The sequence below is a fragment of the Halorubrum sp. AD140 genome (genome assembly GCF_034497445.1).
GTDB lineage: Archaea > Halobacteriota > Halobacteria > Halobacteriales > Haloferacaceae > Halorubrum.
In genome coordinates this window covers 34,908-53,505 of the sequence record NZ_JAXRUU010000006.1, presented here as the reverse complement: position 1 = coordinate 53,505, position 18,598 = coordinate 34,908, and the positions used below count along the sequence as shown (strand labels likewise).

Genomic DNA, 18,598 nt, shown 5'->3' with positions numbered 1-18,598 from the left:
GCTTACAATCGATCACCGCCCGCGTCACCGGCGCCTCGGTCCAGCCACGAGACCGCGACCGACTCGAACGGCCCGGAGTACTGCATCAGCGTCGTGCCGAGGATCGCCATCACGAGCACGTAGCCGACAGCGAACGCGTTGAGCGTCTGCGCGAGCGCCGGGTCGAACGCCCCCGCCTCGGCCCCGCTCACGGCGATCGTCGCGATGATCAGCGAGAACTCCCCGCGGGTCGTCATGCCGAGCGCGACGCGGGTCGAGCGCCGGGTGTTGAGGTCGAACGCGCGACCGGCGAAGAAGCCGGTGACGAGCTTCGTCGGCGTCGTCACGAGGACCGCGAGCGCGACCAGCGTCGCCACGCCGCCGAACAGCAGCGGGTCGGTGACGAGCCCGATCCAGAAGAAGAACACCGCCGCGAACGTGTCGCGGACGGGCTCGAGCAGCGTCTCGATCTCGTGGGTGTACTCCGTCGAGGCGAACGCCATCCCGACGAAGAAGGCGGCGACCGCCTCGCTCACGCCGAGCGCCAGCGCCGCGCCGGCGACGAGCACCACGGACGCGATCGACCGGAGCGCGACGAACTCCGTGTTGTCGGTCTCGACCAGCCGGTCGAACGCGGGCGTGCCGAACTGGACCGCGGCCAGGAGCACGAGGATGAACCCGATCGCGATGCCGACGTCGGCCGCGGCCGCGCCCACGTCGCCGCCGCCGAGCACGAGCGCCGAGGTCACCGCGAGGTAGACGGCGATGAACAGGTCCTCGTAGACGAGCGTCCCGAGGAGCGGCTCGGCCTCGTCGTTGGCGATCCACCCGAGGTCGATGAGCGACTTCGTGATCACCGCCGACGAGGAGATGTACACGATGCCGGCGAACAGGAACGCGGGCAGGAACGCGCCGAAGACGAGCCAGCCGAGGACCAGCCCGGCCCCGAAGTTCGCGAGGTCGATCGTCCCCGCCGTCCCGATCTGGCTCCGCCGCGCGAGCAGACGGTCGAGGTTGAACTCCAGCCCGAGGAAGAACAGGAGGAAGACGATCCCGAGCTCCGCGCCGATCGAAATGAACTCCGTCTCGGGGACGTAGACGGTCCCGACGGCGGGCACGGAGAGCCGCCCCAGCACGAACTCGCCGAGCAGCATCCCGGCGACGATGTAAAAGGGGATGACCGACTGACCGAGTCGGTCCGCGACCGCGCCGACGAGGGCGATCGCGGCGAACATGACGCCGACCTCGAGCAGCGCCACTACCGATCACCTCTGTGGTGGGTGAACCGAGCGATCGAGCTGCCCGCGACGCGCGGACCGCTCATTCGGTGAGGAGCTCCTCGAACGCCGCGCAGTTCTCTGGCGTGCCGACCCCGATGACGGTGTCGCCCTCTCTGAGAGTGGTGTCCGCGTCCGGGCTGTCGAGCACCTCGCCGTCGCGCTGGATCGCGACGACCGCCAGCCCGGTCCGGTTGCCGATGTCGGCGCTCTCCAGCGTCTCGCCGATCAGCGGCGAGCCCGGCTGGAGCTCGTACCACTCCAGGAGGATCCCGCCGGGGAGCGTCGTCTCCTGGGTTTCCGGCTCGACCGGCTGGAAGTACGCGCCCTCGATGATCGACCCGATCGTCCGGGCGAGGTCGTCCGAGAACTCGAACACTCGCTCGGAGTCGGCGTCGGGGTCGGACCGGCGGAACACCTCGCGTTTCCCCGTGTTGTGGATGACGACGACCATCTCGCCGTCGTCGAGTTCGATCTCGAACTTCTTCCCGACGCCCGGGAGGTCGGATTCCGTGATCGTCATACCGGCAAGAGCGGAGCCACCCTAATAGAGGTACACGTCGGAGTCACCCTCGCAGAGCGAGCCCACACTCGCCGGGGAGCGGTCGGCGCACGACGGCCCGGCTTCGGTCCGCAGATTCCCGTCCGACGCGTGGCTACCGCGCACCAAACGCTAAGTGCGGCGAGAGCGAGGAGACGGACATGTGGCGACCCGGGAGGAGCCGGGACCGGCGGACGGTGATCTGCATCGCGTGCGGCGACTCCGTGCTGCGCGAGGACGCGCGCGAGTACGACAAGGAGGGGAACCGCTGGGACCGACGCGGCAAGGAGTTCGAGTACCTCTGTGCCGACTGCGACGACGAGCGCTGCCACCAGCCCCGCGACGGGCTGGAGTCGCTGATCTGCTCGATCGAGTCCGACGGGCTCGCACGCGAGGAGTTTCTCAGCCGCTACGCCGACGCCGTGGCGAACGACGAGGCCGGCGCGACCGGGCGCTCCGAGCGCGACCGATGACGTGACGTCGAGACCCGAACCGGTGACGTGGCGGTGAGGGCGGACGGTCGCGGCCCCCGACAGGCCTTTCTAACGGACCCGCGTTGGTGGACGTATGTCAGACGACGAGCCGAAGCCCGGGTCCGCCGAGGACCAGGGCCCCGTGACGATCACGCCGGAGCTCGCGGACCGCCTCGCGGCGAAGCGCGAGGAGCTGTTCGAGGAGTTCGAGATCCGCGACGGGTTTCCAAGCGAGGTGATCCGCGAGGCCGAGGCCCGTACCGAGGACGTGTACGACGAGATCGAAGCCGAGATCGACGAGCGGCGGGACCTCCGAGACCTGACGACGTGGACCACCGACCCGGTCGACGCGCAGGACTTCGACGACGCGATCTCGATCGAGCGCGAGGAGGGCGCCTACCGGCTGTGGGTCCACATCGCCGACGTCACGCACTACGTCACCCCCGACACCGCGATGTGGGAGGAGGCGGTGGAGCGGGCGAACACCGTCTACCTGCCCGACTACACGATCCACATGCTCCCGCCGGTGCTCGCCGAGACCGTCTGCTCGCTCGTCCCCCGGGAGGACCGGCTCGCGCACACCGTCGAGATGGAGATCGACGACGAGACGCTCTCCTTCGAGGACATCGACATCTACAAGTCCGTCATCAACTCCGACGAGCGGCTCACCTACAAGCAGTGCGAGGAGCGGCTCGAGGACCCCACCCTCCCGCTCGGCGAGGAGAACGAGCTCGCGTTCGAGCTCGCCGACCGGCTGCACGAGCAGCGCAAGGAGGACGGCTCGCTCGTGTTGAACCCCCGTCGCGACCGCGCGCACACCATCATCGAGGAGTCGATGCTGAAGGCGAACAAGGCGGTGACGCACACCCTGATGTGGGACCGCGGCGTCGAGGCGATGTACCGCGTCCACCCGCAGCCGACCCCCGATCAGTGGAGCAAGGCGCTCCAAGAGATCCAGGAGCTCGACGGCGTCTCGATCCCGGGCAGCGCGTGGGGCGACGACCCGCGGAAGGCGGTCAACGCCGCGTTAGAGACCGCTCCGGACCGCCAGCTCAACAAGATCCAGCGCGCCGTGTTGAAGGTGATGCCCCGCGCGAAGTACATGAACGACCCGTTCGGCGGCCACCACGCGCTCAACTTCGACATCTACGGCCACTTCACCTCTCCCATCCGGCGGCTCTCGGATACGATCAACCACTGGATCGTCCACGAGAACGACGTGCCGGAGAACCTCCTGGAGCTGTGCGACCACGCCAGCGACAAGCAGAAGGACGGCGAGACCGCGGAGCGGCTGTACAAGCAGTTCCTCCAGGAGCAGGGGCTCGACCCCCACGCGGTGAACAACCGGGGGATCGAGGTCGTCGAGGACGCCGAAGAGGCGAAACACACCGTCTGACTCCCTGGAGACGGCGAAGCGTTGATCGACGGCGACGCGCACGGACGACGAACCGGGAGGCAGCCGGGGCCGTCAGTCTCGGCGCGTCGCGTAGCGGACGACGGCGAGCGCCGAGAGCGACCCCATAGCGGCGATACCCGCCAGCACGACGAACAGCTCCGCGGATCCGGCGCGCGTCAACACGGTCCCCGAGAGCGCGGCGCCGAGCGAGCCGACGCCGAAGATGCCGAGGTACGTGTATCCGAACGAGAGCCCGCGGGCGTCGGGCGGGGAGTAGGCCGCGACGGTCGCCTGCGAGAGCGGCTGGACGGTGAACAGCGCGACGCCGAGCAGCAGCGAGACCGCGAGGAACGTCCCGGCGGTCCCGCTCGCGGGGACGAAAAGCAGCGCGAGACCGGCCAGCGCGGCCATAACGACGATCAGCGCACGCTCCGGGCGCATCCGGTCGGCGATCCGGCCGCCGAGGTACTGGCCGAACACGCCGACCATGAGGACGGCGACGTACAGGTACCGAGCGAGGTCGAACTCCTCGGCGTACGGGCTCCCGGGATCCAGGAACCGGACGTCGACGAGCCCGTCGAGCACCTCGCCGAGCAGGTCCGGCAGGAACGTGAGGAACGCTCGGTAGTAGAGACCGCTGAACGTGACGAACGCGAACACGATCAGGAAGCCCCCGGCCAGCAGCGTCCGCGTGTCGCCGACGACGCTCGACGCGGTGACGCGCGGGGCGTCGTCGACCTCGGTCTCGTCGTCCTTCTCGGTGGCGGCCGAACCCGATCCGGCGGTCGTCGCGTCGACGTCGACGGTGACGCCGTACGCCGCGACAACGGCGGCCGGAAGCGTGAGCAGCGCCATCACGGTCGCCCAGTCGAACGCCAGGAGCAGGAGCACGGTCGCCAGGGGGCCGAGCGCGATGCCGAGGTTGCCGCCGATCCCGTGGTAGCCGAGCGCGGCCCCGCGTCGGTCTATCGACCTGGAGATCAGCGCGAGCCCGGCGGGATGGTAGACGCTGGCCGTGACGCCCCACGCCCCGAGCGCGAGCGCGAGGGTGAGGAGGTTCGGCGCGAGGCTCGCCAACAGGAACGACCCGGCCATGCCGGCCAGACTACCGAGGATGAGCGGCTTCGACCCGAAGCGATCGACGAGGATCCCGCCGGGGAGCGCCCCGACGCCGAACAGCCCGTATCCGACCGTGACGACGAGCCCGAGCGTCGCCGCAGTCGTCGAGAACTCGGCGATCCACACCGTCAGCAGGATCGGGATCGAGAGCTCGTACGTGTGCACGAGCCCGTGCGAACCGGCGGCGAACGCCACGATCCGCCGTTCCGCGGAGTCCATTTCGTCCGGCGTTCTCGGTGCCGGGGGCATAGCTGCGGTGGTAGCTGCCGGGGTTGCCGGCACTCAGTCGGTCGGGGCGTCGACGGCGAGGCGCTCTGACGTCCACTCGCCGCCTCGCGACCGCCGCGACCCCCGCGCGACGGCCCGCGCGGCACGTCGCTTCACTCCAGGTCCTCGGGCTGGGTGCCGATCCCCTCGGGCCAGCCCGTCGGCTGCGCCGGGGTCGGCTCGGCGTGCGAGCGCTTCAACACCATGGGCGTGCGCTCCAGCGAGAGGACGAGCTCGTCGTCCTGGTTGTACGCGCGGAGCTCCGTGGTGACGATGCCGACGTGGTCCCGGGAGGCGGACTCGCGCGTCGCGAGCACCTCCGACTCCGCGAACAGCGTGTCGCCGTGAAACACCGGGGCGTGGTGGCGGACGTCGTCGTAGCCGAGGTTCGCCGTGGCGTTGGCGCTCACGTCGATGACGCTCATCCCGACCGCCAGCGCGATGACGAACGTGCCGTCGACGAGTCGCTCGCCGAACTCCGTCTCGGCGGCGTACGCCTCGTTGAAGTGCATCGGATTGAGATTCATCGAGAGGTTCGTGAACCAGACGTTGTCCGTCTCGGTCACCGTCCGCCCGTACGGGTGTTTGTACACGTCGCCGACCGCGAAGTCCTCGTAGTACCGGCCCTCCCACCCGCCCACCAGTCGGCGGTCGGACCCGCCGTCGGTGGCGACGGTCGGTTCGACCGGCTCTCTCCCGGCGGTCGCGTCGGATGTCCTCCGGTCGTGCGCGTCGCTGTCACGAGACATGTCGACCACCGACGACGACGGGGCAAAAGAGGGTTGCGTTCGGGGGTCCAGTGACCGCGACCTACGAGAAGTTGAAGGACGTGTACAGCAGCAGCCCGACGGAGACGATGATGACCAGCAGCAGCCACCCGATCATGATCGCGCCCATCTGGCGATGTGAGAGGTGCTTTCCCTCGAGGATCTCGGAAACGCCCATACGTGGTCAGATCCGCCGGGGGTATTTAATTATAACTGGGTAGTCCCCGTCCGCGAGACGGAGGGGCTCGAAGGGAGGCAGCTGTCGAACGTCGCGGCGAGAGGCCCGGACACTGCAGGCGGTGTGTGCAGCCCACGGGGTTGCTCACGTCGCAGAATGCGTGCACACGCGGACACTGGATGATTTCCAGCCGCTCTTAAGTCCTCCTGGGAATTATCAATTCCCCGATGAGTTCAAGAACGGTGAGACGGTACAGTTCTCCATGGTACAAGCGCAGTCCTCACCGGCCAACGTCGACACGATAATTTATAACATAGTTGAGAAAGTGGCCGAACAGGAAGCCGTCGATCCGATCGAACTCACTCCTCCGCTCTTCGAAGTGATCGACCCCGATGCCTTGGGCCAGATCTTCGCGACGACGCCGACTGCCGGTCGTATGGAAGTCCAAGTCACCTTCAGTTACAACGGGTACCAAGTCGCAGTCCGCGGTGACGGCTCCGTGTCCGTCGAGGGGTGAAGAGCGCAGGAGAGTGGCAGGCGCACCGCGAACGCCCGTGAGTTCCCCGTACCGACCGCGACCGAGTCCGCATGCCCTCGGCTGGGTAGATTGGTTCGGCCGTGCCGGATCGAGGACGCGTATCGGTCGTCGATCGGGTGCGCCGTGACACGTTACACCCGGGAACATCCACCGTTCAGCAGTGAGAACTGCCGGCAGTGAACTGAAGCCGACGTTGGCCGTACTGTCGGTATGCTACCCCCTGTGATCGGTGGTCTCCAACCGGTGACCAATCACGTCCAGTCGCTCGGCGCCACGGGCCTTCGGGTCGTCACGTTCGTCGCGGTGGCCAGTGGAATTTACCTAACGGCGCGATTCGTCTTTGAGCCGCTCCTGACCGTGGTCTTGGACAGGGGCGGCGTCGAGATAACGCTACGGCGGACGATAGAACAGGTCGTCCACGTCGGAGTGCTTCTCCTCGGCCTGTACGCCGCACTCACGCTGTCCGGCTTCGGTGAGAGTATCAACATCACTGGACCCTTCCTCGCCGCCGTTACGCTCGCGGTCGGATTCGCGGCGCGAGACGTCGTCAATAACCTCGTCAGCGGCGTGTTCATCATCGCTGATCCCCGGTTCAAAATAGGCGATTGGATCGAGTGGAACGACACCACCGGCGTGATCGACGACATCACGTTTCGGACCACCCGAGTGCGTACGTTCGATAACGAGATCGTTAGCGTTCCGAACTCGGAGCTCGCCACCTCGGCCGTGACCAACTCCGTCGAGGAGAACCGGCTCCGAATCACCTCCGAGTTCTGGATCAGCTACGACGACGAGGTCACCGCGGCGACGACGATTCTCCGCGAAGAAGCGAAAGCGCTCGAGGAGATACTGGATCGACCGGCGCCGACCGCCGGAGTCATGGAAGTGAACGACTCGCGCGTGCGGATCCAGTCTCGGATCTGGATTGGAGATCCCAGTAGACGAGACTTCGTTCGGATCCGCTCTCTGTATCTGTCCCGCGTGAAAGAGCGGTTCCAGGAGGAAGACGTCCGGATGCCGCCAGCGTGGTGAGCGGTGTCGGTAGCCGTGGGACGCGCAGCGCCTGCGTCGGCCGAGGATCGCGTGGATGACGCAGGGGACGGAGAGGGTCCGCAACGCCCACGAATCCGGTGGGACCGTTCTCTCTCCGGCGGTTCCCAATCGTTCAACGGTTGGTCCTGTGTCCCGGGCCGGGAAGCCGTTCCTCGCTCGTCGACGTGGACAGCAGTCCTTTACTGGCGGCGCGAGACAGGCTTGGTAATGGCTACCGAAGCGCGGTTTACGATCCCGTCAGACGAGTTTCCCTTAGGGACCATGTTCGAGCGGTTCCCGGGAGTGACGATTGAGCTGGAGCGAATCATTCCGGCGCAAGACGTCGTGATTCCCTATTTCTGGGTTCGGGGGGGCCGTCATCGACGACATCGAGGACGCATTCCGTGCCCACCCGGGCGTGGAGGACATTCGGTTCGTCGACTCCGTCGGAGACGAGTACCTGTTGCGCGTCGAGTGGACGCTGGAGTACGACGGCGTGTTGAGCACGCTGATGGAGACCGGAGTTCCCCTTATCGAAGCGGTCGGCACGAACCAGCAGTGGACGTTCGATATCCGGGGCGACGAGCGACGGGACATCGCGGCGTTTCAAGAGCGCTGTCGGGAGTTGAACATCCCGATCACGCTCACCAAACTGCACGCGCTGACACCCCTCGACTCGGAGGCCGAAACCGCACTCACCGACACCCAGCGAGAGGCGCTGGTGCTCGCGTACGAGCGAGGGTACTTCAACACGCCTCGCGACGTGACGATGGCGGACCTCGGCGACGAACTGAACATTTCCCAGCAGGCGGTCGCCTCCCGGCTCCGACGCGGAATCAGATCGATTCTCGGCACTACGCTGTCCGAACTCCGCACCCCAGAGTGAGGCCAGCTTAAAAAACAGTTGTATATCCAAAAACAGACGTAAACCGCGCTGGGAGTGTACGGAGGCGCATGGTTGGGACCCATGAGGTAGAGACGCTACTGGACGCCTGTGGCCACAAACACCGTCGCATCGTCCTCGCGGTACTCACGAGTCGGGAACGGCCGGTCTCGATAGACGACCTCACAAACGCGATCATCAGACACAATCACCACACGACACCGCCAGAGACCGGCGACGAGACAGTGGCACAGATTCGGGCCAGCCTCCATCACCTCCACCTCCCGAAGTTGGCCGAGACGGGGTTCGCCCGGTACGACCGCGAGCGGCAAACGGTGGAGTCGACACCGCTAGTCGACCGAGAGGAGTCCCGGCTTTCGGCAATCCTCGCGATGGACGCTGACCTCCCACCCCTCGAATAGCGTGGCGGCGGCGAGGCCGACGACACTACTCGACGCCGAGCTCCCGCACGGGATCGGCCGAGAGTACCTCCGCAGAAACGAACCGTCTCTATGGACTCGCGGTGTTGCTCGCGGCGCGAAAACATGGACTCGCGGGGATTTGAACCCCGGGCCTCTTCCTTGCGAAGGAAGCGATCTGCCGCTGATCTACGAGCCCGCATCCGAAATCAATCGCCGTTCGTATTTGTACCTTACCTTTTGGCGACCCGCACGGCAGGGCGTCACAGTCCGCCGGGACCGTCACAGTTCGCGACGAGAACGGCCGATACCGACGGGATTAGGTAGCCGCCCCCGCGACGTTCGATCGAGGCGACCGGCGGCGCGATCGTGGCGCCGAACGACAACTCTATTAACGTTTTTGAGATGCATTCCACATTCGTTACACTTTTGCGTGCGGACGACCCAGCTTCGGACATGCCAGAAGCGACGGCGACGACGGACCCCGACCCGGCCGCGATCGCGGCCCTGAAACACGTGGGGCTCGTCGGCGGCCTGACCGAGACGAAGGTGTCGTGTGCCGCGTTGGGCGACCGGCTCGACGCCTCGACGCAGACGGCCTCCAGGCGGCTCCAGACCCTCGAATCGGCGGGCTACGTCGAACGCGACGTGGTCGGAGACGGCCAGTGGGTGCGCGTCACCGACGCGGGCGAGGCGGCCCTCCGCGCCGAGTACGCCGACTACCGCCGGCTGTTCGAGAGCGACGTCGAACTCGTCCTCCGCGGCGCGGTCACCGGCGGGATGGGCGAGGGACGCCACTACATCACCCTCCCGGGCTACGCCGAGCAGTTCCGGGCTCGGCTCGGCTACGAGCCGTTTCCGGGGACGCTCAACGTCGACCTGACCGACGAGAGCGTTCGGCGCCGCGGCGAGATCGCCTCCATCGAGGCGGTCCCGATCGACGCGTGGGAGGACGAGGAGCGCACGTACGGCGCCGCGTCCTGTTACGCGGTCGCGCTCGTCGCCGGCGACGAGCGCTACGAGGAGGCCCACGCGATCGTCCCCGACCGCACCCACCACGACGACGACCAGCTGGAGCTGATCGCTCCCGACCGCCTCCGCGACGCGCTCGACCTCGACGACGGCGACGCGGTCGAGGTTCGGGTGGCCGCGACCACGCGAGCGGACGCGCCCGAGGCGGACGCCGACGAGGGCGGGACCCGCGAGCGCGACGCGTCCGGGACGGAGGCAGCCTGATGCGCGCCGACGTCGACGCCGACGGCGACGCGGAGACGACGCCCGGAGACCCGATGACAGAGGCGACGGACGCCGTCGATCGCGCGCTCGACGCCTTCCGCGCCGGCGGTCCGGTCTGCGTCCACGACTTCGCGGACCGCGAGGGCGAGACGGACATCGTCTACCCGGCCGGCGCGGTCGACGAGGCGGCCGTCGCGCACATGCGCAACGACGCGGGCGGGCTGATCTGCGTCGCCGTCGCGGACGTCGTCGCCGACGCGTTCGAGCTCCCGTTCCTCGCGGACGCGCTCGACCACCCCGCTGTCGACGACGACCCCGACTACGACGACCGGTCCTCCTTCTCGCTGCCCGTGAACCACCGCGAGACGTTCACCGGCATCACCGACGCGGACCGCGCGCGGACCATCGTCGAGCTCGCGAACGCGGCCGCCGCCGTCGACGCCGACCCCGCGGGGTACGGGCCCGAGGACTTCGCGGCGGAGTTCCGCGCGCCGGGCCACGTCCACGTGCTTCGGGGCGACCGAGACGGGCTCAGCGGTCGGACCGGCCACACGGAGCTCGGGCTCGCGATGGCCGAGGCGGTCGGCGCCGCCCCCGCCGCCGTGGTCTGCGAGATGCTCGACGGCGAGACGGGCGACGCGCTCGCGCCCGCGGACGCCGAGGCGTACGCCCGACGACGACAGATCCCCTACGTCGAGGGGGCCGCGCTCGTCGAGGCGCTTAAATAACCGAACGCGGTGCCGTCGGTGCGTGCCTCTGAGCGCCCGCAGGGCGCGAAGAGCACGCGCGAGGGAGTCGCGAGCGCTGATAAGCGCGAGCGACAGGGCGAGAGCGGAGCTCTCGCTTGCAACCGGCGCGTAGCGCCGGTGACGAGGCTGGGGAGGCGTGAGGCGCGGTGCTGTGCGGGGCGGGACTCAAAGGGGCAGCCGGCGAGGGGAACGCAGGCGTTCACGAGAGCAGAGCTCTCGTGAGCCAATCAGAACGCAAAGCGTTCTGATGACGACGCAAGCACCGCAGGGAAGGAGCGAAGCGACTGATGAGGCGCGCAGCGAGCGTGCGTTCCCCTCGCCGGCTGGGGCTTTGGAGGTGTTCGCCGACGAGCCGCTGTCACTCGCGTACGACTGACCGACCGTGCCGTTGCCAGCGACGTATCCGTCCTCGACCGCGTTCTCCGCATGTCACAGATTTAAGCCCGCCGACCGCAACGCCCGACTATGGGATTCGACGAGATAGACGTCGACACGATCTGGAAGAACGGGGAGTTCCTCGACTGGGAGGACGCGACGACCCACGTTCTGACCCACGCGCTCCACTACGGGAGCGGCGTGTTCGAGGGCGTCCGCTGTTACGACACCGAGAAGGGACCGGCGATCTTCCGCTGGGAGGAGCACCTCGACCGGCTGTTCGACTCCGCGAAGATGTACGACATGGACATCGAGCACTCCCGCGAGGAGATCACCGACGCCACCCTCGAGCTGCTCGACCGACAGGACCTCGACTCCGCGTACATCCGCCCGATCGCCTACTACGGGTACGACTCGCTGGGCGTCTCGCCGAGGGACTGCCCGACCGACCTCGTGCTCGCGGCGTGGCCGTGGGGCACGTACCTCGGGGAGGAGGCCTTAGAGGAGGGCGTCGACGTGATGGTCTCCTCGTGGCGGAAACACGCCTCCTCGCAGGTGCCGACCAACGTGAAGACCACCGGCCTGTACGTCAACTCCATGCTCGCGGGCGAGGAGGCGCGCCGGAACGGCTACGTCGAGGCGATCGTCCTCAACAAGGAGGGGAACGTCGCCGAGGGCCCGGGCGAGAACATCTTCGTGGTGAACGACCGCGAGGTGTACACCACCGGGCCGGCCCAGTCCATCCTCGAGGGTATCACCCGTGACACCGTCATCGCCCTCGCCGAGGAGCGCGGCTACGAGGTCCACGACGAAGCCGTCATCTCGCGCGGCCAGCTGTACACCGCCGACGAGCTGTTCTTCACCGGCTCCGCGGCCGAGGTCACGCCGATCCGCTCCGTCGACGACACCGAGATCGGCGCGGGCACCCGCGGTCCGGTCACCGAGGAGCTGCAGCGCGCCTTCTTCGACCTCGTCGAGCGCCGGACGGACGACCACGACGAGTGGTTCACCTACCGCTAGGTCGAACGGAACGCGAGGGAGGGCGTCCTCACTGCGGGTCGCCGGTCGGCTCGCCCCCGACGTCGCCCGACGCGTCGCCGCCCGCCGCCCTGCGACCGGCGGTGGACCGGTCTGATTCCCCCGGAGTGCCGTCGGTGCGGACGCCGCCGCCGGGCGTGCCGGTGGTCCCCTCGGGAGGGCGCTCCTCCTGAACGGGGACCTGGTGAGCCGACTCGGCGAAGCCGGCCGAGAGGACGCGGGTCATTCCCTCCTCGACCGTCTCGCCGGTCTCTTCGATGCGCTCCGGATCGACCTCGATGACGAAGCCGGTGGTGATGTTCGGCGCCGTCGGCATGAACAGGACGATCTTCCCGTCGCGGGTCCGCTTTCCGGTCCGGAACGCCGTCATTCGGACGCCCTGCCACGTCTCGATGTAGACGGGGCTCTGGAGCTCGTCGGTCCCGGAGACGGCCGTCTCGATCGCGAGCTTGGAGGCGTTGTACACCACGCGCAGCGCCGGAATTCGGTTGATCGCGCCGTCCACGGCGGATTCCGCCAGCCGGCCGAACGTCGTCCGCATGAGGTACCCGACGGCGAGGACGACCGTCGCGAACACCGCGAACGCGATGATCACGCGGGATATCGGCTCCAGCGGGGCGGGGATGATCGCCGGCTGGAGCCCCTCGATCAGCGGGATCGACGCGATGTACTGGTAGATCCACTGGAGGACTAAGAGGAGTACCAAGAGGGGCGCCAACACGATGAGCCCGCTGGCGAAGTCGCGTTTCCACGTGGACATCTATCGAATGCCTATGCGGCGCCGACCCTTAAGAGAGCTTCTACGCGCGAACTCCCGGGCTCGCCGGCGGCGACTTCCCCTCGCGGCCGCCAGCGCTCGCCCGTCACCGTCCTACGATCGCCCGCGCGGCGAACGCTAGGTTCTCCTTGCGCTCGCGGACCCGCCGGTAGAAGTACGAGAGCCACTTGTCGCCGTACGGCGCGTACTGGGCCACGTCGACGCCCTGTGCCGCGAGGTCGCGCTGGGCGTCCTCGCGGACGCCCATCAGCATCTGGACCTCGTAGTCGGTGGCGTGTTCGCGGGCGAGCCGGTCGGCGAGCGCGAGCATCGCGGGGTCGTGGCTGCCGACGGCGACGCCGCGGTCTCGGCGCTCGAACAGGAACCGCAGGTCCCCGCGGTACGCCTCGTCGACGTCGGCCTTTCCCTTGTACGCGACCGACGCCGGCTCGTCGTACGCGCCCTTCACGAGGCGGATCGCCCCCGGGACGGCGACGAGGCGTTCGAGGTCCTCGCGGGTGCGCTTGAGGTTCGACTGGACGCACTGGCCGACGCTCCAGGGGTACTCGGTCGCGATCGACTCGAAGGCGTCGAGGGTGGCGTCGGTGGTGTCCGCGTCCTCCATGTCACACCAGACGAACGCGTCGAGCTCGTGGGCGCGGGCGACGATCTCTCGGTAGTGCGCCTCGAACAGGTCGGCGGAGACGTCGAGGCCGATCTGCGAGGGCTTCACCGAGACGCAGGCGTCGAGGCCGCTGTCGGCGACGTCCTGGAGGAGTCCGAGGTACGTATCGACGTCGGCGCGGGCGTCCGCCGGGTCGTCGTAGTGCTCGCCGAGCAGGTTGACGATGACGGCGATGTCGTCCTCGTTGCACGCGCGGACGTGTTCGAGAACTTCCGGGACGCTCTCGCCGGCGACGAAGCGGCGCGCGATCGGAGGGATCATACCGGACCTCGGGGCGGTGACGACTTGATTGTTGTCGAACCGGCGGTCGCGCGAGCGGATCCGTGGTTTATAAATTGACCACGGCTGTGCACCGCGTATGATCGGTTCGCTCGTCGCGACGGCGTTCTGGGCGATGCTCCCCGCATACGTGCCGAACAACGCCGCGGTGCTCGCCGGCGGCGGCCGCCCCATCGACGGCGGCCGCGAGTGGCGGGGCGCGCGCCTGCTCGGCGACGGGAAGACGTGGCGGGGGACGGCGATCGGCACGCTGACGGGCGTCCTCCTCGCGCTGGCGCTCAACCGCGTCAACGACCCCGCCAGTGCGGCGCTCGGCGTCGACCTCCCGACGTTCGCGCTCCCCGCCGCGGTGGCGCTCGCGTTCGGCGCGATGTGCGGCGACATCGGCGCCTCGTTTCTCAAGCGCCGCTCCGGCCGCGAGCGCGGCGCCGCGTTCCCCGGGCTGGATCAGCTCGACTTTGTCGTCGTCGCGCTGCTGGCCGTCTTCCTCGTCGACACGGACTGGGCGATCGCGACGTTCACGCCGTCCGTCCTCGCGGTCGTCCTCGTGATGACTCCCGTCCTCCACGTCGTCACGAACGTCGGCGCCTACGCGCTCGGACTGAAGAACGAGCCGTGGTGAGCTGACGAGAACGAGCCGTGGTGAGCCGGCCGACCGACGCTCGTCGTCACCGGCCTCCCCGCGAACGCGCTCCGACGTCCGGGCTCCGGGCCGACGGGTCGCTGTCGTCCGTCGCCGCCGTTCCGTGCAAATAGGTCACAACCAGCGCGCCGCAGGACGAGGAAAACCGTATTCGGACATTTTAGCCAGAATCACCGATCGTTCGTCGACAATATGTCGGTTCGAAGAGGATCGTGAGAAGATACTTATACCTGCGTGCCATCTGTTGACACGCATGTCTAGTAGTGCACCCAGCCCGGACGACGACGTGCTCGACGAGTTTCTGTCCGACCGCGGCCACGAGACCGAGATCGTACGCTGGGAGCGATCCTATAACAAGCTCCAGTGTCCGGAGTGTGGTGCACTCCACCCCGAGGGAACGGCGCGCTGTGACGTCTGCGACTGGCGCCCGACCTGACGCCGACGACGACGCACGGCTGATTTGCGTTTTTCTTTCGACAGTACTCGGCGGCAGTATTATGTGGGATCAATCGATAGTGGCGACCATGCCGACCTGCCAGAACTGCGGTTCGTTTGTCACGACCGATTACGTTCGGGTGTTCACCCCGAACGAGGTCGACCGTCCCCGCGTCTGTCCCTCCTGTGAGGACCTCGTCCGCGACGGTGCCGACGTGCGGGAGGCGCGCGCGACCCGAAGCAACTGACCAGTCAAGCCATGTGATCGGGGCGTTTCCACCGGAGCGACCCGAGCCACCGCGTTTAAGGAGAACCGGGATCAGGGATAGACAATGACCGAGCCCACGGTGACGCGACTGTTCGGCGGTCCGGGCAGCGGGAAGACCACGGCGCTCTTGGACCGCGTCGAGGGGATCCTCGAGGACGACGACGTCGACGTCCGCGACGTGCTCGTCGTCTCGTACACGCGCGCGGCCGCCGCCGAGATCCGCGAACGCCTCGCGGAGCGGCTCGACGTCTCCTCGCGCAGCCTCCAGGGGAACGTCAGCACCATGCACGCGAAGGCGTACGAGCTGCTCGACCTCTCCCGGGGCGACGTCGTCGGCGAGGACGACAAGGAGGCGTTCTGCGACGAGTACGGGATCGAGTTCGAGGACCAGCACGGCGGCGCCGGCCGCCGGACCGCGCGGTCGACGACGATCGGCAACAAGATCATCGCCACCTCCCAGTGGCTCCAGCGAACCGAGCGCGACGTGGCCGACTGGTACGACGTCCCCTTCCAGTGGAACGTCGAGGAGGTCCGGCTGCCGCCCGACGAGGACCCCAACGCCCAGGAGGGGAACAAGTACACCCCGACGTGGTCCTCCGACGACGACCGGATCGACATCCCCGAGACGATCCGCGCGTGGCGGGCGTACAAGGGCGACAACGGCCTCGTCGGGTTCGCTGACATGCTCGAACGAGTGTCACAGCGCTCGCTCGTGCCGAACGTCGACTACCTGATCATCGACGAGTTCCAGGACATCACGACGCTACAGTACAACGTCTTCGAGGAGTGGCGCCCCCACATGGAGAAGGTGCTCATCGCCGGCGACGACGACCAGGTCGTGTACGCGTGGCAGGGCGCCGATCCCGACCTCCTCCTCGACACCGAGGTCGACGAGGACGTCATCCTCCCGAACTCCTACCGACTCCCCTCGGAGATCCTCAACGTCGTCAACGCGGAGATCCGACACATCGACAAGCGTCAGGAGAAGGACCTCCACCCGCGCAAGGAGGGCGGCACCGTCGAGGCGATCCAGTCGCCGTCGATGATCGAGCTCGTCCGGAACGTCCGGTACACGATCGACGACGACGAGGGCGACATCATGTGCCTGTTCCGCGCCCGGTACCAGATGTTCGACTTCATCGACGAGTTCATCGACCACGGGATCCCGTTCACCATGCTCACCGACGGCCGGATGTGGACCGACCGCGTGCAGGACTACGTCAGCGCCGTCGAGAAGGCGGAGGCGGGCGACCCCGTGAACGGGCTGGAGGCCCGGCGGCTCGCCGACATGCTCCAGGACTCCGCGTTCGGGACCCACGACCGCGACGAGTTCTACGACTTCCTGGACGACCGCGAGGAGGCGACCGACGCCGACGACGTCTCCCTGTTCGAAGTGACGCGCGACGAGCTCGACGACCACATCCCGTTCATGCCGGACACCGCGAGCGCCGACGACATGGTCCGGAAGGTGACGAGCTTCCAGCGGAAGTCGATGGGCGCGTACTTCGGCGGCGACTACGAGGGGACGGACCCGACCCGCGTCCGCGTCGGCACGATCCACTCCGCGAAGGGCCGCGAGGCCGACCACGTGTTCGTCGCGACCGACCTCACGGAGAAGGTCGTCGAGCAGATGGCGGCCTCCATCGAGGACCCGACCGACGTCGACGGCGTCGACGAGTTCACGAAGGCGACGAGCCCCGTCCCGGTCCTCACGGACAACGAGCGCCGCGTCTTCTACGTCGGGATGTCCCGCGCCCGCGAGCGCCTCGTCATCATGGAGAGCCTGATCGGCGGAGCGCCCACGCTTCCGATCAGCGTCCTGCTGTTCAACGAGCTCCGCGACGAGCCCCCCGAGGAGCTGATCGAAGAGGTCCAGGCCGAGCTGGCGGTCCCCGAACCGGAGCCGTGAGGGACGGGAGCGACGACGGCGCGCCCGCTGGAAGCGCCTCCCCGCCTCGCCCCCTCCGGACCGATCTCTCCCCGGTCGTCGAGGCGGTCGAGGCCGCCGACGCCGACGCGTTCGTCGCGGTCGGCGACCGCTTCGACGACGGCCTGCGGTACCTCACGCGGTTTTCGGGGCCGGACCGGGCGTACGCGCTGGTGGTGGTCCCGGACGGCGACGAGAGCGGCGACGACGCCGAAAGCGACACCGCAGCTCCACGCGCCGTCTGCTGTGCCCCCGCCCTGTTCGCCGGACAGGCGGAGCGAGAGTTCGTGGCGGGCGCGCGCACCAGAAACGACGGATCGGGACGCGAGAGCGGCGACGGCGAGAGCGACGGCGGCACCTTCCACGACGGCGTCGCCCGCGAGGTGCGGACCGAGAACGTCGGCGACCACGCGGGGAAACGCGCGGCCGCGTCGGTCGCGGCGCTGCTCGGCGAAGGCGGGGGAGAGCACACCCTCCTCGTCCCGCCGTCGATCCCCCACGACGCCGCCGTCTACCTCGAACGCGCCGGCAACGGACTCGCGTCGACTGACGCGGTGACGACGGCCAGAGCGCGGAAGACCGGCGCCGAGATCGACCGACTCCGCCGCGTCCAACGCGCGGCGGCCGCCGGGATGGCGCGCGCCGAGACCGTGCTGGCGGAGAGCGAGGTCGGCGAGGACGGGGTGGGAGACCCGGTCCTCAGCTGGGAGAGCGCCCCCCTGACGACCGAGCGGCTCCGCCGCGAGGTGAACGCGGTCCTCGCCGCGCGCGGCGTCCGCGACGCCGGCAACACCGTGATCGGCGCCGGACCGTCGGCCGCTGACCTCCACTTCGTCGGAAACGAGCCGGTTCGGCCGGGCGAGACCGTCCTGCTCGACGTCTCGCCGCGCGGCCCGGACGGCTACTACGGGGACGTGACCCGGACGTTCGTCGTCGACGGCGACGGCGGCTGGGAGCGCCGCGCGTACGTCGCGGTCGAGGCCGCCCGCGAGGCCGCGCTCGCGGAGGTCGAACCGGGCGTCCCGGCCGAGACCGTTCACGGCGAGGCGGCCGCTGAGCTGGCCGCCTACGGCTTCGATCCGAACGCCGACGAGGGGGAGGCGGGATTCACGCACGGCACCGGCCACGGCGTGGGGATGAGCCTCCACGAGGCGCCGTCGCTGTCGGGCCCGGGCGAGCTGCGGCCGGGCCACGTCGTGACGATAGAGCCCGGCGTCTACGACCCGGACGTGGGCGGCGTCCGGCTGGAGGACCTCGTCGTCGTCACCGACGACGGGTACGAGCTACTGGCGGAGTACCCGTTCGGGATCGTGCCGCAGGAGCGCGAGTGAGTCCGA

20 protein-coding genes, 1 tRNA gene and 1 pseudogene are annotated in these 18,598 nt (G+C 68.3%); 14 read left to right on the top strand and 8 right to left on the bottom strand.

The genetic code is table 11. The features are described from left to right. Positions 1 to 2: 2 nt before the first annotated feature. A complete protein-coding gene (locus U4E84_RS02905) occupies positions 3 to 1,238 on the bottom strand; it encodes a cation:proton antiporter (RefSeq protein WP_322530601.1) in 1,236 nt (411 codons plus the stop codon). A 61-nt stretch (positions 1,239 to 1,299) separates the two neighbouring features. After that, positions 1,300 to 1,779, bottom strand: a complete 480-nt coding sequence (locus tag U4E84_RS02900) for a TrkA C-terminal domain-containing protein (protein ID WP_322530600.1) — start codon at positions 1,777 to 1,779, stop codon at positions 1,300 to 1,302. A 179-nt stretch (positions 1,780 to 1,958) separates the two neighbouring features. On the opposite strand from U4E84_RS02900, the gene U4E84_RS02895 reads away from it, so the two are divergent. Continuing rightward, positions 1,959 to 2,270: a hypothetical protein gene (locus U4E84_RS02895; RefSeq protein ID WP_322530599.1), complete on the top strand. Its 312-nt coding sequence runs from the start codon at positions 1,959 to 1,961 to the stop codon at positions 2,268 to 2,270. 94 nt (positions 2,271 to 2,364) lie between these two features. Then, a complete protein-coding gene (locus U4E84_RS02890; protein ID WP_322530598.1) occupies positions 2,365 to 3,666 on the top strand; it encodes a ribonuclease R family protein in 1,302 nt (433 codons plus the stop codon). Positions 3,667 to 3,738: 72 nt separating this feature from the next. Here U4E84_RS02890 and U4E84_RS02885 read toward each other — a convergent pair whose 3' ends face one another. From U4E84_RS02885 to U4E84_RS02875, 3 genes are all read right to left on the bottom strand, one after another. Next, positions 3,739 to 5,004, bottom strand: coding sequence for an MFS transporter (locus U4E84_RS02885; RefSeq protein ID WP_322530597.1), 1,266 nt, complete (start codon positions 5,002 to 5,004; stop codon positions 3,739 to 3,741). 161 nt (positions 5,005 to 5,165) lie between these two features. Continuing rightward, the gene (locus U4E84_RS02880) at positions 5,166 to 5,801 is read right to left on the bottom strand and encodes a MaoC family dehydratase (protein ID WP_322530596.1); all 636 of its coding nucleotides are present in this window, start codon (positions 5,799 to 5,801) and stop codon (positions 5,166 to 5,168) included. Positions 5,802 to 5,862: 61 nt separating this feature from the next. Further along, the gene (locus U4E84_RS02875) at positions 5,863 to 5,997 is read right to left on the bottom strand and encodes a hypothetical protein (RefSeq protein WP_322530595.1); all 135 of its coding nucleotides are present in this window, start codon (positions 5,995 to 5,997) and stop codon (positions 5,863 to 5,865) included. A 262-nt stretch (positions 5,998 to 6,259) separates the two neighbouring features. On the opposite strand from U4E84_RS02875, the gene U4E84_RS02870 reads away from it, so the two are divergent. The 4 genes and pseudogenes from U4E84_RS02870 (at position 6,260) to U4E84_RS02855 (ending at position 8,872) form a co-directional block, all read left to right on the top strand. Next, positions 6,260 to 6,514: a HalOD1 output domain-containing protein gene (locus U4E84_RS02870; RefSeq protein WP_322530594.1), complete on the top strand. Its 255-nt coding sequence runs from the start codon at positions 6,260 to 6,262 to the stop codon at positions 6,512 to 6,514. A gap of 264 nt (positions 6,515 to 6,778) precedes the next feature. Continuing rightward, a complete protein-coding gene (locus tag U4E84_RS02865; RefSeq protein WP_322530593.1) occupies positions 6,779 to 7,567 on the top strand; it encodes a mechanosensitive ion channel family protein in 789 nt (262 codons plus the stop codon). Positions 7,568 to 7,795: 228 nt separating this feature from the next. Further along, positions 7,796 to 8,453: pseudogene (locus tag U4E84_RS02860) on the top strand (helix-turn-helix domain-containing protein). Between the two features lie 68 nt (positions 8,454 to 8,521). Continuing rightward, a complete protein-coding gene (locus U4E84_RS02855; RefSeq protein WP_322530591.1) occupies positions 8,522 to 8,872 on the top strand; it encodes a hypothetical protein in 351 nt (116 codons plus the stop codon). A 124-nt stretch (positions 8,873 to 8,996) separates the two neighbouring features. Here the strand turns inward: U4E84_RS02855 and U4E84_RS02850 are convergent. Continuing rightward, a tRNA-Ala gene (locus U4E84_RS02850) sits at positions 8,997 to 9,068 on the bottom strand. Between the two features lie 257 nt (positions 9,069 to 9,325). On the opposite strand from U4E84_RS02850, the gene U4E84_RS02845 reads away from it, so the two are divergent. From U4E84_RS02845 to U4E84_RS02835, 3 genes are all read left to right on the top strand, one after another. After that, on the top strand, positions 9,326 to 10,105 hold the full coding sequence (locus U4E84_RS02845; RefSeq protein ID WP_322530590.1) for a DUF120 domain-containing protein: 780 nt from the start codon (positions 9,326 to 9,328) through the stop codon (positions 10,103 to 10,105). Continuing rightward, complete coding sequence (gene ribB / locus U4E84_RS02840) at positions 10,105 to 10,833, top strand: 3,4-dihydroxy-2-butanone-4-phosphate synthase (protein WP_322530589.1); 729 nt, start codon at positions 10,105 to 10,107, stop codon at positions 10,831 to 10,833. The genes U4E84_RS02845 and ribB overlap by 1 nt, the downstream gene beginning before the upstream one ends. 486 nt (positions 10,834 to 11,319) lie before the next feature. Continuing rightward, positions 11,320 to 12,249: a branched-chain amino acid transaminase gene (locus U4E84_RS02835; protein ID WP_322530588.1), complete on the top strand. Its 930-nt coding sequence runs from the start codon at positions 11,320 to 11,322 to the stop codon at positions 12,247 to 12,249. A 28-nt stretch (positions 12,250 to 12,277) separates the two neighbouring features. Here U4E84_RS02835 and U4E84_RS02830 read toward each other — a convergent pair whose 3' ends face one another. Next, complete coding sequence (locus tag U4E84_RS02830) at positions 12,278 to 13,027, bottom strand: DUF502 domain-containing protein (protein ID WP_322530587.1); 750 nt, start codon at positions 13,025 to 13,027, stop codon at positions 12,278 to 12,280. A 103-nt stretch (positions 13,028 to 13,130) separates the two neighbouring features. Beyond that, positions 13,131 to 13,970, bottom strand: a complete 840-nt coding sequence (locus tag U4E84_RS02825; RefSeq protein ID WP_322530586.1) for a proline dehydrogenase family protein — start codon at positions 13,968 to 13,970, stop codon at positions 13,131 to 13,133. A gap of 97 nt (positions 13,971 to 14,067) precedes the next feature. On the opposite strand from U4E84_RS02825, the gene U4E84_RS02820 reads away from it, so the two are divergent. The 5 genes from U4E84_RS02820 (at position 14,068) to U4E84_RS02800 (ending at position 18,592) form a co-directional block, all read left to right on the top strand. Beyond that, the gene (locus U4E84_RS02820; RefSeq protein ID WP_322530585.1) at positions 14,068 to 14,610 is read left to right on the top strand and encodes a CDP-2,3-bis-(O-geranylgeranyl)-sn-glycerol synthase; all 543 of its coding nucleotides are present in this window, start codon (positions 14,068 to 14,070) and stop codon (positions 14,608 to 14,610) included. Between the two features lie 274 nt (positions 14,611 to 14,884). Next, on the top strand, positions 14,885 to 15,067 hold the full coding sequence (locus U4E84_RS02815) for an HVO_0416 family zinc finger protein (RefSeq protein WP_322530584.1): 183 nt from the start codon (positions 14,885 to 14,887) through the stop codon (positions 15,065 to 15,067). Positions 15,068 to 15,155: 88 nt separating this feature from the next. Continuing rightward, on the top strand, positions 15,156 to 15,314 hold the full coding sequence (locus U4E84_RS02810) for a hypothetical protein (RefSeq protein ID WP_322530583.1): 159 nt from the start codon (positions 15,156 to 15,158) through the stop codon (positions 15,312 to 15,314). A gap of 84 nt (positions 15,315 to 15,398) precedes the next feature. Then, positions 15,399 to 17,243, top strand: coding sequence for an ATP-dependent helicase (locus U4E84_RS02805; protein ID WP_322530582.1), 1,845 nt, complete (start codon positions 15,399 to 15,401; stop codon positions 17,241 to 17,243). Continuing rightward, positions 17,240 to 18,592: a M24 family metallopeptidase gene (locus U4E84_RS02800; protein WP_322530581.1), complete on the top strand. Its 1,353-nt coding sequence runs from the start codon at positions 17,240 to 17,242 to the stop codon at positions 18,590 to 18,592. Before U4E84_RS02805 ends, U4E84_RS02800 begins: the two co-directional genes overlap by 4 nt. Positions 18,593 to 18,598: the final 6 nt, after the last annotated feature.

Excerpts from the sequence above, each read along its gene's own strand:
- U4E84_RS02900 (WP_322530600.1), bottom strand. The coding sequence starts at position 1,779 with ATGACGATCACGGAATCCGACCTCCCGGGCGTCGGGAAGAAGTTCGAG.
- U4E84_RS02895 (WP_322530599.1), top strand. The coding sequence starts at position 1,959 with ATGTGGCGACCCGGGAGGAGCCGGGACCGGCGGACGGTGATCTGCATC.
- U4E84_RS02890 (WP_322530598.1), top strand. The coding sequence starts at position 2,365 with ATGTCAGACGACGAGCCGAAGCCCGGGTCCGCCGAGGACCAGGGCCCC.
- U4E84_RS02885 (WP_322530597.1), bottom strand. The coding sequence starts at position 5,004 with ATGGACTCCGCGGAACGGCGGATCGTGGCGTTCGCCGCCGGTTCGCAC.
- U4E84_RS02880 (WP_322530596.1), bottom strand. The coding sequence starts at position 5,801 with ATGTCTCGTGACAGCGACGCGCACGACCGGAGGACATCCGACGCGACC.
- U4E84_RS02875 (WP_322530595.1), bottom strand. The coding sequence starts at position 5,997 with ATGGGCGTTTCCGAGATCCTCGAGGGAAAGCACCTCTCACATCGCCAG.
- U4E84_RS02870 (WP_322530594.1), top strand. The coding sequence starts at position 6,260 with ATGGTACAAGCGCAGTCCTCACCGGCCAACGTCGACACGATAATTTAT.
- U4E84_RS02855 (WP_322530591.1), top strand. The coding sequence starts at position 8,522 with ATGGTTGGGACCCATGAGGTAGAGACGCTACTGGACGCCTGTGGCCAC.
- U4E84_RS02845 (WP_322530590.1), top strand. The coding sequence starts at position 9,326 with ATGCCAGAAGCGACGGCGACGACGGACCCCGACCCGGCCGCGATCGCG.
- ribB (WP_322530589.1), top strand. The coding sequence starts at position 10,105 with ATGCGCGCCGACGTCGACGCCGACGGCGACGCGGAGACGACGCCCGGA.
- U4E84_RS02835 (WP_322530588.1), top strand. The coding sequence starts at position 11,320 with ATGGGATTCGACGAGATAGACGTCGACACGATCTGGAAGAACGGGGAG.
- U4E84_RS02830 (WP_322530587.1), bottom strand. The coding sequence starts at position 13,027 with ATGTCCACGTGGAAACGCGACTTCGCCAGCGGGCTCATCGTGTTGGCG.
- U4E84_RS02825 (WP_322530586.1), bottom strand. The coding sequence starts at position 13,970 with ATGATCCCTCCGATCGCGCGCCGCTTCGTCGCCGGCGAGAGCGTCCCG.
- U4E84_RS02820 (WP_322530585.1), top strand. The coding sequence starts at position 14,068 with ATGATCGGTTCGCTCGTCGCGACGGCGTTCTGGGCGATGCTCCCCGCA.
- U4E84_RS02815 (WP_322530584.1), top strand. The coding sequence starts at position 14,885 with ATGTCTAGTAGTGCACCCAGCCCGGACGACGACGTGCTCGACGAGTTT.
- U4E84_RS02810 (WP_322530583.1), top strand. The coding sequence starts at position 15,156 with ATGCCGACCTGCCAGAACTGCGGTTCGTTTGTCACGACCGATTACGTT.
- U4E84_RS02805 (WP_322530582.1), top strand. The coding sequence starts at position 15,399 with ATGACCGAGCCCACGGTGACGCGACTGTTCGGCGGTCCGGGCAGCGGG.